Source organism: Paenibacillus sp. sptzw28 (assembly GCF_019550795.1).
Taxonomy (GTDB): Bacteria; Bacillota; Bacilli; order Paenibacillales; family Paenibacillaceae; genus Paenibacillus_Z.
Map to the genome: position 1 here is coordinate 3,579,201 of NZ_CP080545.1, position 15,396 is coordinate 3,594,596.

The 15,396-nt window shown below is 50.6% G+C and carries 14 protein-coding genes; all 14 read right to left on the reverse strand.

All coding sequences use genetic code 11. The features are described 5' to 3' along the window. Positions 1-15 precede the first annotated feature (15 nt). Entirely contained in the window at positions 16-1,095 is a 1,080-nt protein-coding gene (gene sbnB, locus KZ483_RS16180; RefSeq protein ID WP_220348475.1) for a 2,3-diaminopropionate biosynthesis protein SbnB, read from the reverse strand. Continuing rightward, positions 1,092-2,096, reverse strand: a complete 1,005-nt coding sequence (sbnA, locus tag KZ483_RS16185) for a 2,3-diaminopropionate biosynthesis protein SbnA (protein WP_309568586.1) — start codon at positions 2,094-2,096, stop codon at positions 1,092-1,094. The genes sbnB and sbnA overlap by 4 nt, the downstream gene beginning before the upstream one ends. Positions 2,097-2,239: 143 nt before the next feature. Further along, complete coding sequence (locus KZ483_RS16190) at positions 2,240-2,650, reverse strand: helix-turn-helix transcriptional regulator (protein ID WP_220348476.1); 411 nt, start codon at positions 2,648-2,650, stop codon at positions 2,240-2,242. A gap of 105 nt (positions 2,651-2,755) precedes the next feature. Beyond that, a complete protein-coding gene (locus KZ483_RS16195) occupies positions 2,756-3,565 on the reverse strand; it encodes an IucA/IucC family C-terminal-domain containing protein (protein ID WP_220348478.1) in 810 nt (269 codons plus the stop codon). A gap of 396 nt (positions 3,566-3,961) precedes the next feature. Continuing rightward, positions 3,962-5,986, reverse strand: a complete 2,025-nt coding sequence (locus KZ483_RS16200) for an ABC transporter ATP-binding protein (RefSeq protein ID WP_220353483.1) — start codon at positions 5,984-5,986, stop codon at positions 3,962-3,964. A gap of 117 nt (positions 5,987-6,103) precedes the next feature. Continuing rightward, positions 6,104-7,843 (reverse strand): ABC transporter ATP-binding protein, encoded by a 1,740-nt coding sequence (locus KZ483_RS16205; RefSeq protein ID WP_220348479.1) that lies wholly within the window; start codon positions 7,841-7,843, stop codon positions 6,104-6,106. 386 nt (positions 7,844-8,229) lie between these two features. Then, a complete protein-coding gene (locus tag KZ483_RS16210) occupies positions 8,230-9,336 on the reverse strand; it encodes a hypothetical protein (RefSeq protein ID WP_220348480.1) in 1,107 nt (368 codons plus the stop codon). Between the two features lie 222 nt (positions 9,337-9,558). Then, positions 9,559-10,197 carry a CAP domain-containing protein gene (locus tag KZ483_RS16215; RefSeq protein WP_220348481.1) on the reverse strand — a complete coding sequence of 213 codons (639 nt, stop codon included), beginning with the start codon at positions 10,195-10,197 and terminating at the stop codon, positions 9,559-9,561. A 169-nt stretch (positions 10,198-10,366) separates the two neighbouring features. Continuing rightward, positions 10,367-10,654 (reverse strand): HesB/YadR/YfhF family protein, encoded by a 288-nt coding sequence (locus KZ483_RS16220; RefSeq protein ID WP_220348482.1) that lies wholly within the window; start codon positions 10,652-10,654, stop codon positions 10,367-10,369. Positions 10,655-10,703: 49 nt separating this feature from the next. Then, positions 10,704-11,927: an aspartate aminotransferase family protein gene (locus tag KZ483_RS16225; protein WP_220348483.1), complete on the reverse strand. Its 1,224-nt coding sequence runs from the start codon at positions 11,925-11,927 to the stop codon at positions 10,704-10,706. Between the two features lie 381 nt (positions 11,928-12,308). Beyond that, positions 12,309-13,328, reverse strand: coding sequence for a dienelactone hydrolase family protein (locus tag KZ483_RS16230; RefSeq protein ID WP_220348484.1), 1,020 nt, complete (start codon positions 13,326-13,328; stop codon positions 12,309-12,311). A 39-nt stretch (positions 13,329-13,367) separates the two neighbouring features. Further along, the gene (locus KZ483_RS16235; protein ID WP_220348485.1) at positions 13,368-13,643 is read right to left on the reverse strand and encodes a hypothetical protein; all 276 of its coding nucleotides are present in this window, start codon (positions 13,641-13,643) and stop codon (positions 13,368-13,370) included. 34 nt (positions 13,644-13,677) lie between these two features. Beyond that, complete coding sequence (locus KZ483_RS16240; RefSeq protein ID WP_309568677.1) at positions 13,678-14,106, reverse strand: glycoside hydrolase family 97 N-terminal domain-containing protein; 429 nt, start codon at positions 14,104-14,106, stop codon at positions 13,678-13,680. After that, a complete protein-coding gene (locus tag KZ483_RS16245) occupies positions 14,078-15,394 on the reverse strand; it encodes an ABC transporter substrate-binding protein (protein ID WP_220348487.1) in 1,317 nt (438 codons plus the stop codon). Before KZ483_RS16245 ends, KZ483_RS16240 begins: the two co-directional genes overlap by 29 nt. Positions 15,395-15,396: the final 2 nt, after the last annotated feature.

Sequence of the window (15,396 nt, forward strand, 5' to 3'; positions counted from 1 at the left end):
CCCGATTACTCCCTTCTAATAGAGCTTCAGGCTTACGCCCGCACCCGCTTTGAGCGCCTTGAGATAAATGCTGCGAGCGCATGCAATATCCTCAATAGCCATCCCCATCGGATTCAGAATAATAATTTCATCATCCGATTCACGGCCGGCCTTCAGTCCACTCACGATTTCTCCCAATTCTGCATACAGCCGCTCGCGGGAGAAAAGCCCTTCAATGACCAGCTGATTGATTATTTTTTTCTCCCGGTTCGACTGATCCCAATCGTCCACTACCACTTTATCCGCCTTCAGGAAAACATCCTTCTGCACGTCCATTATGGACGTATTGCTTATGAAAGCACCCTTTTGCAGCCATTCGTACGGAATATACGGAGTGTCTGTCACTGTACAGGTGACGACGACTTCGCTCTGCCGGGCTGCCTCTTCAGCCGAATTCCCGACGATGCAGCTTAAGCCCGGATAGCTGGTTATAAGGTCGCTCATGAGCCGCTCCGCCATCTCGGCTTTTACATCGAACAGATGAATCTCTTCTATATGCGAAAACTGTTCGAGAAGTGTTCGAAGCTGCGCGGCTGCAATCAATCCGCAGCCGATGCACGAGACCCGGCGAAATCCTTTGCGGGCCAGATGGCGCGCCGCCACCGCGGTTACCGCAGCTGTACGCATACTGCTGATTAAGCCCGCCTCCAGAATAGCGATTGGAAAATTGCTCTGCGGATCGTTAAGCGCAATTATGCCGCTGGCCCGCTCAAGTCCTCTGCTTAGGAGGTTATCGTGCTTGCTGCCGATCCATTTGATACCCGAGATCGGAGTATCTCCTCCGACATGCGCAGGCATAGCGATGATGCGGTCGGCGATATGACCTTCCTTGCCGCTGGAACGCAGGTAAGGCTTGAGCGGCTGGACATAATCTCCCTTCGCGTGCAGCGTCAGTGCTTGTTCAATCGCCTCCACGTACAGGTCGGAGCTTCCGCCGCCAAGCGACGCGATCGTTTCCCTGTCCAGATAAAGCAGCTCCGGCGCTTTGCCGTCCAAGTATTCGCTCCGCTCGGGTCGTACCGAAGGCGCAGCTCCGCTTTCTGTTTTCAAGTTCATATATGTACACTCCTCTCCAATCCTTGAACCCACCGGTCATCGTAAACGAGGTCCATATACCGGTCCCCGCGGTCGGGAAACAGGGTGACAATCCGAATCGGTCTGTCCGCGCGCGGCTCAAGCGTTGGAATCAATCGCTGAATTGCCGCTACGACAGAGCCGCTGGACCCACCGGCAAATATGCCCTCGCTGAGAAGAAGCTCCCGGCAGCCTTCGGCCGAATCGCGGTCTCCCACATGGATGACCTCGTCGATTTCCGATCTGTTCAACAATTCCGGCACCCGGCTTGCTCCGATGCCGGGCAGTTCGCGTGGGCCCGCCGGGCTGCCGAATATAATCGAGCCTACAGCATCGACGGCTACGACTCGAAGCTTTGCGAATTTCTCGCGCATTCTCCGGCTCGTACCCATAATGCTTCCCGACGTGCTCACCCCGGCCACCAAAATGTCCGCATATTCGAGCGATTCGGCTATTTCCGACCCGGTTCCCTCGTAATGCGCGCGCCAATTGTTATCATTGGCATACTGGTTGATCCAGAAAGCGTTCGGCTCCTTCTGCAGAAGCTGCTGTACCCGCTTTATTCTCGTTTGCAAATATCCCCCCTGATCGTCCCTTTCTTCTACCATCGCGATATTGGCGCCCATTTGTTTCATAATATTCAGGTTGGTCGGGGCAATTTTCGGATCGACCACACAGGTCACCGACAACCCGTAAATGCGCGCCATCATTGCCAAAGCAACACCGAGATTACCCGAGGTGCTTTCTATGATGTGAGTCCCTTGATTGATTGTGCCGCTCTTGAATCCCTCTTCGATGATAAATCTGGCAGGCCGGTCTTTCATACTGCCTCCCGGGTTCATATACTCCAATTTGGCGATAACTTCGATATGTGATTGCGGGAACATCCGGTTTAGTCTGACCAATGGTGTTGTACCGACACATTCGGCCACCGAGTTTTTGACTGCAGGAAGCTTTTCCTCTTTTTTCAGTACCAAAACCACGTCTTCAGTCCTCCCTTACTAATCATCTTATTCGATAATGATAATCATTATCAATGTATCTGTATATAGATTAGCATGTCGGCGAGAACTGGTACATTCTCCAATCGGATAATATAGCTTATCCGATTGGAGTATCTCATTCATCATATTCCCCCCCGTTTCAGCATTTGCTTTAAAACATACGTAAAATCGGCACCCGATTTATCAATCTCAAGCGCCTTCTTCATGTTCTGAATATGTTTTTTGACGGTGTTTTCCGAAACGTACAGCTCGGAAGCAATCCGCTTTATAGAATAATGCTCGCAAAGCATGGCTGCAATTTGCTGCTGGCGGTCGCTCAGCGCCCCCTTGGGCGCCGCCGCTTGCGCGGGCAGCGAACCCTCCTCCGGGTTGCTGTCCACCAGGGCGCCTCCACATTCCAGAGTCACTTTTACATTTTCACAAATACCCAGGCGCATTACCTGCTCGATTACCGCGAGATGGAGATCGGCCAGCTTCGCGCGCCCCGTCTCATCCTTCACGTTAGAGTCTATCGTTAATTTTATCTTTGTCACTGACCCAGCACTCCCCCGACATTCCATCAAGAATCATATGCGGACGAGGACAAAAAAAAGGAAGCGACTTGTCCGCTCAAGTTGCTTCCCCTTCCGACATGCAGCTTACAGCTTCCCAAGCACCGGAATATGTTCTTTTGCATGGACGGCCATATATTTGTCTAACCGTTTCTCATCTGTTATTAGAGGACATGTGTAGCAGTACCGGTCTTCACCAGGCAAACGATAATTTAAACAGCATTTATCACGGAGCATGATACTCTGTCCCTCATGCAGAGGATCAGCCACATTTCGGAATCGGCTGACGATCGGGTTAACCGTTTGGCCAGGAAACCAATACGGATTAAACTGCTCTGTCATTACACGGTAAACGTTCTCAACCCTGCTGCCGAGTTCACAGGTTTCTGCCTCCCGGATCCACTCCTTCCTCCAATACGCCAGCAAATAGGAGAAGTGCGACCAGAGATTGGTCTCCCGGATTCCGGTAGTTTGGGCCGTTATTGAAAACAAGGGACTGACGTTATCCGAAAGCAAATGTCCGATATACAAATCATTCTTCCGCTGCATCTCAGAGGCGGCGTATAATGGTTCAAACTGAGCCTGATCCGGAATATGAAAGCTGAGGCCTATGCCTTTCATGGAAATCCGCACTCTCTTCAGAGACATTTCCAACCCGATTAGGCGGTGTGTCCATAAATAAAGCGCCCCGGCGATTAATGTGCTGTAGCGTTTGACAAAAAGGGAGCCGATGACCCTTTTATCCGAGGTGTTTAACCCTTCGCCGAAACGGTTAAGCAAAAGCTCGATTTGTTCTTCAGTATCAAGTGCGAACGCTGCCGTTTCCTGATTGTCCTCAGCAGCCTCGAAGGTGATATTATGCCGCTCTCTCAATAAAGATAAATCGAATGGAACCATATGCGCTAACTCCTTAATCGTTCGTAAAGGAATGGATTAATCTGTTGATTATGATAATCGTTCTCACTGATATTGTCAATTATTTATGCTCGATTTGTGAAAACGGAACCGTTATACCGGTTCGAATCCAGCAAAAAAGCCCCTTAACGGGGCTTCTCAATCCGGTCACGCTTTTTTATATATCGTCAACGCCGCACATTTGGGACACATTTTACTACCATTAAAGTAGAGGAAATTTTTAAAATTATGGCCGTTTACACAATGATACTTTTTTACAAACCAAAGTATTTTCACGCTGATCTCCCCTTGTCCAATGGTGTCAGTTACATATTAACGGTAGCATAAATCCGTCCAGTTTACTGTCGAATTGCGCGTGTCGAAAAATATATTTCCTCCTTACAGGGTAAAGGCTCTTTCAGCTGCGACCTGGTGCTTTGTGCCGGTATTGTCCCCCTGCTGCAGCTGGTACATTTGATAATATTTACCCCTGCTTCGCATTAATGACTCGTGATTGCCGCGTTCGGCGATTACTCCGCGATCGAGTACGAGGATAAGATCTGCGTTCTTGATCGTGGACAGCCTGTGCGCGATAACGAACGTTGTCCGTCCCTTTTTTACCACCTCAAGCGCATCCTGGATCAACGCCTCGGTCTCGGTATCGATGTTCGAGGTTGCTTCGTCCAGAATCAGTATGGCCGGATTGAAAACCAGAGCGCGGGCGAAAGAAATCAACTGCCGCTGGCCAGCCGAGAGGGTACTTCCCTTCTCGATGACCGGCTCGTCGATGCCGTTAGGCAAATGCGCCAGCATCCGGTCGGCTCCGACGTCTTTGAGAGCTTGTTCCACCTGCTCACGGGCAATCGAAGGATCGTCCATTGAGATATTGGAAGCAATTGTTCCCGTGAACAGGAACGGATCCTGCAGAACGATACCCATGTGAGCGCGCATCGTCTGGCGCGGCATTGTGCGGATATCGAGGCCGTCGATCGTTACGCGGCCGCGGTCCACGTCATAGAAGCGAAAGAGCAGGTTGATCACGGAGCTCTTACCGGAGCCGGTATGCCCGATTAGCGCTACCGTCTGGCCCTGCCGGGCTTCGAAGGAGATGCCCTTAAGCACGTTCTCGCCTTCTTTATAGGCGAACCATACGTCTTCGAATTTCACATTTCCTTTGTACCGGTCTATTCGGGCCTCTGAAACATCCTCGCCCTCCTCATCCAGCAGGACGAAGACCCGTTCCGCCGACACAAGTGCTGTCTCCAGATTCGCCAGCTGATTGACGATATTGGCGATTGGCTGGAACAGCCGGTTCAAATAATCGACGAAGGCATAGAGGACGCCAAGCGACACGACCGCACCGGGACCTGTAATCGAACTCCCTCCAAAATACCAGATAAGCGACACGTAAGCGATATTCCTCATCACGTTCACCAAGTTGTGGCCGGTCATTGCGTTAAGGCTGAGCAGCTTGTTCTTATAGTTGTAGCTCCGGTTGTTGAATGCTTCGAACTCGCGCTCCATTACCTTCTCTTTGCGGAATGCCCGAATTACCGCCATACCTTGAATCGACTCGTTAATTCGCCCGTTCATCTCGCTCAGCGTCGAGCGGATGATCCGGTTATACCGTTTGGCGACCCGGCCATAGAAGAAAATCCATACGGCAAGCGTCGGTACGATGAACAGACAGATCGCGGCCAGCCGTACATCGAGTATGAACAACGCGGCGAAAATACCGGTCATATATACCGTTCCCGTAAAAAAGTTCGCAAGCACCGTCACGTACAGCTCGCGGATCGCCTCCGTATCGTTCGTGATCCGGGAAACGATTTTACCCGCCGGTAGATTGTCAAAATAACGGACCGGCAGCCTGTTGATATGTCCGAACACGTCTTTGCGCATATTCCGGATTATCCGGTTCGCCGATCCCTGCAGCAAATACCGCTGTCCGTATGAAAACCCGGCGGACAGCATCAGCAGTCCCAGGTAGTACCAGCATAGCTGCAGGAGACCGCCAAGTTCCGGCTGGAAAAACCGGTAAAGCTGCGCGGTATTGAGCTTACTGGCATTATACGTCACCGATTCCTCGCCCCTGGAAATCTCGATCTTGCCATCCCCGAGCGCTGTTCGGCTGCCGTCAAATGCAATTGCGGACGGGATGAAGTAGTAGTCTCGGCCGACCTGCAGCACCCGCACTTCTTTTCCGCGGCCTTCTCCCACCGCGAAATGATCGGCGCGTTTATATACGCCTGCCTCGTATGATACGGCGTAGCGGCCTTCCGGCTGCGCGGCGTACCACGGCTGCTCGATGCCCGTAATATGGACGTCGATCAGCTGCTTCGCCACGAGCGGACCCGCCAGCTCAGTACCGACGGCAACCGTCAGCATAAGAAGCGCCAATATGAGCTGTGCCTTTACTTGCATTGCATACTGGAAGAGTCGTTTCACCGTCGCCCCTTTGCTGCCGGACGCACGGTCGATATCCAGATCGTATTCCTCAAATTCCTTATCCAAGCTCACTCTTGTTCACCCGCCTATACTTTAAGTTCCAACTTCCATCTGCTGCCGTTCATACTGCTCTTTGTACCACCCGCCTGATTGCATTAGCGTTACATGCGTGCCCTGCTCAGCAATCCGTCCGTCATCCAGCACAAGAATCCAGTCGGCATGCTGAATACCGGACAGCCGGTGCGTGACGATGAGCGTCGTCTTGCCGGCGCGTTCGCTTCTGATGTTCGCGATGATTTCAGCCTCCGTTCGGGCATCGACCGCCGACATTGCATCGTCCAGCATCAATATATCAGGATCGGCGATCAACGCTCTTGCAATCGAAACGCGCTGCTTCTGTCCGCCCGACAGCGCGACGCCCTTCTCGCCCACCAGTGTCGACAGACCGTCAGGCAGAAAGGACAGATCCTTCTCGAAAGCGGATGCGGTAATTGCCCGGTTCAGCTCATCCTCTCCAGCTTCATCCCGGCCGAATAGAATATTCTGCTTGACGGTGCGCGAGAACAGAAACTGCTCCTGCGGCACATAACCATACCATGACTTCAGCCGGTCCATATCGATCCGGTCAATCGGCACACCTGATATCATCACCGCTCCCGCGCTCGGCGGATATTCCCGCAGCAGCTGCTTGATCAGGGTCGTCTTGCCGCTTCCGGTCCGCCCCACGATGCCGAGCGTCTGCCCCCGCAGGATGGTGAACGACACGCTGCTCAAATTGTCGCTCGTCGCACTTGGATACCGGAATGTCACATCCTTGAATTCGATCGGTCCCGGCTCAGCGACAGGTATCGTGTCTGCAGGGTCAGGAACATCCGGCTTACAGCCCAGCGTTTCGTTAACACGATCCAGAGAAGCGTTGCCCCGCTGCATGATATTGATCATTTCCCCTATTGCGAACATCGGCCAAATGAGCATGCCGAGATATACGTTAAACGAAATCAGCTTGCCTATCGTCAGCTCGTTATGATAAACGAGATAGGCGCCAAAGCTGAGGCCGATCAGGTAGCTGGCCCCTACGAAGATTTTGACTGTAGGCTCGAACAGCGAATCGATCCTTACGACTGCGATATTTTTGGCCAGCACGTCCTCCGTCACACCCGCAAACCGTTTCTCGGCCGCCCTTTCCTGCACATACGCGCGGATGACCCGTGTTCCCGAGACCGTTTCCAGCACGCCGTCGTTCATGTCTCCGAACGCGTCCTGCGCGGCTGTAAACCGTTTATGAATCCATTTGCCGTACATGGCTACAAGAACAGCCATCAATGGAAGCGGCAGAATGGATACGAGCGTGAGCTTCCACGAAACGAATACCGTCATCGTGATCAAGAGCGTCGCCATCCAAACCGTCGAATCTACAAAAGTAAGAATTCCAAAGCCCGCCGTCTGCGACATGGCCTGTAAATCATTCGTAGCTCGGGCCATTAAATCGCCCGTCCTGTTTCGTTCATAGAACGTCGGCGTCATGCGCAGAAAGTGCCTCATGAGCTGCGAACGCATCATACGCTCGACGACGAATGCGCCGCCAAGCAGCTTTGAAAGCCAGTAATAGCTAATAATATAAGTCGCAGCAGCAATGACTCCGAGCTGTCCCAGGGTCAACATAAGACTGTCCCAAGTCAAGCTGCCATTATGAATGGAATCGATGGCGGTGCCGACCATCATCGGTGGAAACACCTCGATAATGCCGCAAGTGATCAGCAGCACAATTGCAACGGCATATCTTTTCTTCTCCAATTTGAAGAACCAGCCAAGCTTATACATTACCGCGAGCATTGTTGTATTGCTCCCCTCTCTCTATCGGATTTATTATTTATAAAAAGAAAAAGCACATCGCTCCCGCAAGCGATGTGCTTCTTCACAAAATAAAAGTCGCATGCCACGAGAAATCGTGACCTGCGACCTTGGGTGCGTGAAAACTTATCCGGTCATGCCCGGGTATAAGCTCTCTCTGTTCAAGGAGGCCACGAAAGTATGCAGTTGAACATTGCTGCTGTGAAGCCGATCAGAAAATGGATGAAGGTTCATGTTCAACATGTTCGGGTCTCTCCTTTCTTTTTCCAGAGATTTCAATTTGATACTTTGTAAGTTAACACGGTGGTCAAACAATTGTCAATCTTATTTTTTGTAAATCTATAATGTCATCTAATGACGGTTACCGTCTATTCCGCCTTCGCCGAAAGTATATCTCCTGTTTTGGCATCTATGATCACATCCAACTTATGCGGAGCATCTCCATATTTATTCTCATAGTGAACATGCCACTTTCCATCCTGAAGTACTTTTTCTGTATGCGGTGTTGTTTTTAATGCTGTCACATAAGCATCTTCCGACACTTCGTTCCATATCCCATCCTGCTTTAAATATAATTTGCCGTTTTCTTCTTTCCCAATTTGCTCTCCTGTATGGTCATTTAACCAGCTTGTTACTCTGTTGTCTGCTTCTGTATATTGCAAGATCTCCTGCTCTGTAACATCTCCGTCATGCACGTTAAAGACAGCATCGTAAAAGTAGTCGATCCGTTCCTTACAATCGATGAAGCCAGGCTCTCCAGCCCCCGCGCATACTCTAAATATAAATCCTGTCACCGGTAATTCCATATTAGTTATCTCATCGATCCGATCTCCTTGTATGATATATTTCTTCGTATCCTTATCGGCATAAGAAATCTGCGATCCTTCAGCGGTCAGGGTCAGGGCATAATTAGAATAATCAGGTTGAGGTGCTAATTTGCGTATATCATAATCGTTTAATTGTTCAAAAAAGTGGGAGATGGAGACTGAACGTTCATACTGAGGCCACAGTCCTTCGATTCGATTCCTTTTCACGACCAGCCTCTGATCGGCGATATTCAAATTAACCCGGTAATAAATAAACCCTTCCTGTTCGCGTTCAATGAATTCGTACCGCAATTGATTGATTTCTCCGCTTTGCTGATAGCCTATATCGAATTTCTCCATTCTGGCGTCTTGATTTACGTCGAATTCGTTTTTTACGGCAAGCCAGTTTTTTTCAAAATCAAGTTCGTACGCATTGGTTCCTTCAGCGGCGATTTCGCGCGGATGCTCAAATATATAGTTCTGAACGGACGGTGCGATTAACTGGAAAATAAACAGAAATAATCCCAGATAAGCTGCGCGGTGTTTGACCGCTGCATTTAACTTCGGACGCGATAAAAAGGCAAGAAAGACGATAAACCCGAGCGGCAGCTTGATTCCATTAATGGAAAACGTGAACCCCGCCAATAATGTATATCCGATTAACTTCAAGTAGAGAGTGTTTTCATGCTCTTGTCTTTTTTTATAACAAAAATACAGGATTAACAGAATTATCCCCGGTACAACATAGGCGACCCAACTCAATGTATCATCTCCGCAGACAAATTATTTTCCTTCAATTAGACGAAAGCCGCGGGAATAAGTTCTGGTGGGAAAATAAAAAAGCCGCCAAATAGGCAGCTCGCTTAGTCAATATGATATTGGCCAAACCTGTTATGGATTGATAAACATTTGCGACCAGTAATAGCGCATCGAACCGCCTTCGCAATATCCGATGCCGATTTGTGAATAATTGGGGCTCAGGATGTTCTGCCGGTGAGCGGGGCTGTTCATCCATGCGTTCATTACATCCTGCGCACTGGCTTGGCCCGCGGCGATATTCTCTCCGGCGGCCGAGTAGCCAATCCGAAATGCTCTGATCATATCGAAGGGGCTGCCGTAAATCGGAGAATTGTGCGCAAAATATGCGCGGTCGCGCATGTCCTCCGCTTTAAAGAAAGCAACCCGGGAGAGCTCCCAGTTCATCGTCAGCGGATTCAATCCCGCATTTGCTCTCTCCTGATTGACGAGCCTGACGACCTCGTTTCCAATCGGCATGATGTTCATGCTCAGCATGCGCAGCGGCACCGTTATTTGTTCCCCCGGGTAAACCCAATGCGGGTCCTTAATTTGCGGGTTAGCTTTAATGATGTCCGACAATCGGACCTTATATCGGAGTGAGATTTCCCATAGGTTGTCACCCCGGTTTACGCTGTAGGTATCCGGTTCCTGTCTGCCCTGCGCGCTTACGGCTTCAGCCGTTCCAAGAAACAGTGAAAGGAAGGCAAGTACGGCGAGAAGTTGTTTTGTCATTGATCTTAACTCCTTATCGTCATATCGTTCACTGGTAATATGTACATTTCAAGGCGCCGATATCCAAACTGATCAATGGGTAAGCAGCAAAAGGCGGCAAATAAGGCAAGGCCGCTGGAAGCCGGCGGCCTTTTATCTCGTTTATGTCTGATAAAGCGTTCTCATTTTATCATACGACTTCCATCATGATATCATCCATATGCTCGTCAAACCGGATTCGAAGATCCTTATTATCCAAATACCAAAGGTTATTCTCCTCGATATAGAATATGATACCTTCCACAACCAGCTTAAACGCCGGATTAACCGGTAAATCTTTCATAATGCCGAGCGAGTAACCCGGCTGGGCACTTTCACAGCCGCCGAGCCGCACGAATATTCTTAAGCAGTCACCCTCCGCCAAAGACATCTCCTTCTTATACCAGTGCGCCGCCGACGGCTCCACCAACATGCTCATCGCTTCCATCTCCTTTTTGATTAAGTAAGGAAATCGGGCTTTCATAATATTAATATGAATCTGATGAGACAAGCATTCTGTCAAATACGGTGCATAACAGCAGGAACATGGCGTCGATTTCTTCCTCTGATACAATCAAAGGCGGCATTAATCGGATGGTTGTCGCATTCGGAGAGTTCACCAGCAAGCCTTCCTTCAGACATTCGGCAGCGAATTTGGCGCCGACCGGTTCGGGGAGATCGAATGCAATGAGCAGCCCCCTGCCGCGTATGTGCTGTATGTTATATTTCTCCGCGAGTTCGCGTAGTCCTTCAAGAATGTATTTGCCCTGTCGTTCTGCACGGCGGGGAAGCTCAAGGTTCACAATTTCATTAACAACAGCATATCCCACAGCCATCGCCAATTGTTGGCCGGTGTAGGTTCCCCCTTGATCCCCTGCATCGAAGATGTTATAGCGCTCTTTCGTTAACATGGCCGAAAGCGGAAAACCACCCCCAATTCCTTTCCCAAGAGTCATGACATCAGCTTGAATACCGTAATGTTCATAAGCAAACAGCTTTCCGGTTCTTCCAAGTCCCGTTTGAATCTCGTCAAAGATCAGCAAGATGCCGTAATCGTCGCATGTTTTGCGCAGCCTGTACAAATACTCTTCATCTGCCGGGTGAACGCCGCCCTCTCCTTGAATTAACTCTAACATAATTGCACAAGTATTTCGATCTATTGCAGCCAAACAAGAATCGAAATCGTTGAAAGGAACATGCTTAAAGCCCGGCAGCTTCGGCGCGAACAGGCTTTCCCAATGCTTCTTCCCCGTTGCGGACATCATTGCAAGCGTACGACCGTGGAAACCGTTCACGGTTGTAATAATTTCACAAGCGCCGCCCAGGTTTTTCGCGCCGTGCTTTCTGGCCAGCTTGATCGCGCTCTCATTGGCTTCCGCTCCGCTGCTGGCGAAGAATACCCTGTCAAAGCCCGAAAGTTCGGTCAACAGTTCAGCAAACTCGATCATCGGCTTATTGTAGAACGACGGACTTGAATTCACCAGAATGGCGGCCTGCCGCTCCAAAGCTTCTTTAATCACAGCGGGCGAATGTCCCAGGCACGTTACGGCCCATCCTCCGACAAAATCCAGGTACCTCTTTCCCTCCGTATCCCACAGGTACATGCCTTCCCCGCGCTCCATTACAATCTCAGGCCGGGCCGCAGTAAACAAAATCGTTGCATTTGCCTTAGCCAATAATGAAGCCGTGTCCTCTCCCTCTTGGACCTTCATGTCTTTCCTCCCTAATCCATAATGCATAATATTACATCCATATGAATATTAATTCAATAATTTTAATAAAAAACGGTCAGTGACCGCATTCCTTACGTCCTGACCAATGACTCGCTGTTCCGATAACTTGTAGCGGTTATGTAATTACTTATTATCTTTGAAGAGATTTCCACTGCTTATTGGGATGATTGCGGTTCGAAAAGACCAAGCGATCCTGGAGCCGACCGGCGTAATTCCGTATTGAGAACAAAAACAAGCATGTGCCCGGTCAGAAGGAATTTGAAAATGAACAGAACCAGTATCTGCTGTAATGAACGCTTGCTATGAAATAAAAGCGCACACCGTAGTGTACGCTTTTCATTCTTCGCGATGCGCAGATCATTAGGATAAATTCAGTTTCAGCCAATCGAATGATTTTTGCCCGCTTACCTCGTGCACTCCGTGGAAGAGGTCGCAGGCGAACCGTTCTTCCGCCTCTTCACTGCCGTAAATCGCCTGCAGCTCCCGGACGGCTTTACTAAAGCCGGCTGCCGGAAATATTGGATCCTCGTCGCCGGACTCCAGAAACAACGGACGCGGCGCAATCAGCCCCATCAGTTCAGGCAGCTCCGCCTGCATCAGTATGCCTGGCGTATAATTGCATATACAGTGTTGGATAGCGATTATACTGTCTTTGAAAGTGTTCGGGAAGCCGATCAGTACTGCAGCACCTATGCGCTCATCCAGCGCCGCAGTAACATAAGAGATGAGCGAGCCGCCGGAGAAGCCGACAATTCCGATCCTCTCGGGATCTATCTCTTCACGAGTACTGAAATAATCGAGAGTCTTCAGCATTTCCGTCACGCGAAGCCCGGTAAGCGTCTTACCGAGCATCAGCAGCTGTGTCGACATCCGGTAGCAGGAGCTCGGCGCGTCCGGATCTTTCGCCAAATCGGCCTGCATGCGGCGTTCGCCGAAGCCGATCACATCCGGCGCAATGACAACCATCCCTTTCCTGACGAGCTGCACCGCAAAGTGGTTATATATACCGGGCTTGCCCGTATCGGGAGTTCCGTCCTCAAGCATGCCGCAAATTTGCCGGCTGCCATAGCCATGCCCATGCACCGCGATTACGCCGGGAAGCTTACCCGTCATACCGTCCGGTATCAGTACATAAGCGCCGAACGTAAGTCCCGGTATGGCCGAGAGCTCCACTCTCTCGCGTATGTAACCGTCGCATTGCACTCTTTCGAGCACTTCCGGACTGAAATCAAGTTCACGTTCAAATTCGCCAAGAGAGTCCCGCAGCGATCTCTTCAACCGGTTTTTCCTCTGCTCCGGCGTTTCCCCCGCAGCTTCGAATTCCCGTTGTCCAGCCGCCTGATCGTACAAGCGCTCCAAATAAGTATCTCCCGTCCACATTTCACTCCACCTGCTTTCTTAATTGTTATAAATTCCACTTTACTTCGTATCAGCGGCCTTGGGAACAAGCCGGATAGCCTGACCGCCGGAAGGTGCCAGCAATGAATGCAGCTCCGTCGCCGCGTTCACCTCGCGTATCGTAACGGAAACCTTCGTTCTCGCCTGAGTATCCTCCATTGCATCGGAATAAATGTAAGCAAGGTACCGGCATTCCTTAGCAGCCTGCCTGCCGTCTGCCCAATGACACGGTGCTGCAAGCGGAAGCACCGAACGGACAAGTTCATCAGCCCTCTCGCCTTCCAGCGTCGTATCCATATTATCATAACCGACATATTCCGTTATAAGGCCGCTAAGCTGGCTGAGCAGCGCACCGCTGCTCTATATCGGGAGCCAGCAGCATCCGCGGATGATCCACAAGTCCTGCTTCGGTGATCGCAGCATAAGTTCCATCCGGAAACACGACAGTGAGCGGACGCTCGCAATCAGGCTTTAATTCGCTGACGGCGACAGGATGGTATTCCCCCTCCGCGCCGCGGTGCTCATATGCAATGCAACCCTGCGGCAAATTAAACTGGCTGCATTCCCCCGTTATGACGACACTTGGACCCAAATGCGGCTGTTCAGGCAGGATATAGCGGAAAGCGGCTCCTTCATTGTAAGCCCGGAATTCAAGCTGCAGAATGCGGCCCTTCCCAACCTTCATGCTTACCTTCAGCGCGTTATAGTGATCATTCTCGATAGCCGCAGCATCATTTGGGAAGCGCCGCCTCTTGTCTATCCCACTCCCGGTCCGCCATTTTCATCGCTTCTTCCACGGTATAGCTGCCGCTGAGCATATCCTGCACCAATTTATAGAACCAATTGCGGAAATCCGGGGGGAGGTCATTCTTTCCCCAGAAACTACTCATCATCAACGATTTTTTCGTTTTCGGGTCATTCATGATGGCGAGTACCTTGCGCATCGGCTGGGTCGTCTTGTAGCTGATGTATGCTGAAGTGGAAGGAATACCGCCGACAACCGACAGATAATTCGGATATTGTTCCTCGTTAAAGAAGAAATACAGAAACTGCTTTATCACCTTGAGCTTGTCCGGATCGGCAGCCGCATCGCTTGAGATCGACCATCCTGCCGGAGACGGCAGCCCGTTTACAACGATATTCCCTTCGTTATCGGGAAGCGCGAAAAATCCGAGCTCGAAGCCGGCATCGATCTCAAGTATTTGCCGGAACATCCATGGGCCGGAGTAAAGCATCGCCGCTTTACCGTATGCAAGGTACGAAGCTGTCTGGTTGTCGGCAATAGTGATAAATTTCGGGTCAACATCCCCGTTCTTCCATAATTCAGACAGCTGCTTCATCGCTTTCATCGGCCCCGCATCGGTCCAGCTTACTTGACCGGCTGTGCGCTGCGCATTCCAGTCCGGATTATCGGCGTATACATTATCCATCAGAAATTTGTTGACCCAGAAGCCCATATGCCAGATATCCTTGCCTCCGACGACGATCGGGGTGATGCCCAGCCGTTTGATCTTGGCGCAATCCTCCAGAAACTCCCGATACGTTCGCGGTTCCCTGCTAATGCCGGCCTGCCGAAAAATCTCCTTGTTGTAAATGATCCCCTGCGGCGCGGGCAGCTCTAACGGAGCATTGTACACCTTGCCGTTAACCGTCGGAATGCTGCGGAAAAGCATGGTCAAGTCTTCAGGCAGCTCGGCGATCAGCCCGGCATCCGCAAACATTTGCGTATCGCGCATCTCAACAAGGTCCGGAAACTCGCCAACGGCATCTTTCGTTTTCAAGTACTCCAGATACGTTCCGCTCCCGGAATTTATTTCGGTTATCGTGATATTGGGATGCGACCGCTCGAAGGCGGCGATCATAGTCGACACCGCTTGTTTATGAGCGACATCGCCGCCTGCGTAGACGATCGAAAAGGAAAACTGCTTCTGCTGATCCTCTTCCACGGCTGCATGGTCGGTGTTATTGGAGAAACTGCATCCGGATAACAAGAACGCGAACACTGCGGCAAGCACCAGAAACCTTGCCAATGTCTTCTTTATGTTCACTT

What these genes read in the sequence shown, in the direction of transcription:
- sbnB (WP_220348475.1), bottom strand. Translation starts at nt 1,095, where the DNA reads ATGAACTTGAAAACAGAAAGCGGAGCTGCGCCTTCGGTACGACCCGAG.
- KZ483_RS16195 (WP_220348478.1), bottom strand. Translation starts at nt 3,565, where the DNA reads ATGGTTCCATTCGATTTATCTTTATTGAGAGAGCGGCATAATATCACC.
- KZ483_RS16200 (WP_220353483.1), bottom strand. Translation starts at nt 5,986, where the DNA reads ATGCAAGTAAAGGCACAGCTCATATTGGCGCTTCTTATGCTGACGGTT.
- KZ483_RS16205 (WP_220348479.1), bottom strand. Translation starts at nt 7,843, where the DNA reads ATGCTCGCGGTAATGTATAAGCTTGGCTGGTTCTTCAAATTGGAGAAG.
- KZ483_RS16215 (WP_220348481.1), bottom strand. Translation starts at nt 10,197, where the DNA reads ATGACAAAACAACTTCTCGCCGTACTTGCCTTCCTTTCACTGTTTCTT.
- KZ483_RS16220 (WP_220348482.1), bottom strand. Translation starts at nt 10,654, where the DNA reads ATGAGCATGTTGGTGGAGCCGTCGGCGGCGCACTGGTATAAGAAGGAG.
- KZ483_RS16225 (WP_220348483.1), bottom strand. Translation starts at nt 11,927, where the DNA reads ATGAAGGTCCAAGAGGGAGAGGACACGGCTTCATTATTGGCTAAGGCA.
- KZ483_RS16230 (WP_220348484.1), bottom strand. Translation starts at nt 13,328, where the DNA reads ATGTGGACGGGAGATACTTATTTGGAGCGCTTGTACGATCAGGCGGCT.
- KZ483_RS16235 (WP_220348485.1), bottom strand. Translation starts at nt 13,643, where the DNA reads ATGGATACGACGCTGGAAGGCGAGAGGGCTGATGAACTTGTCCGTTCG.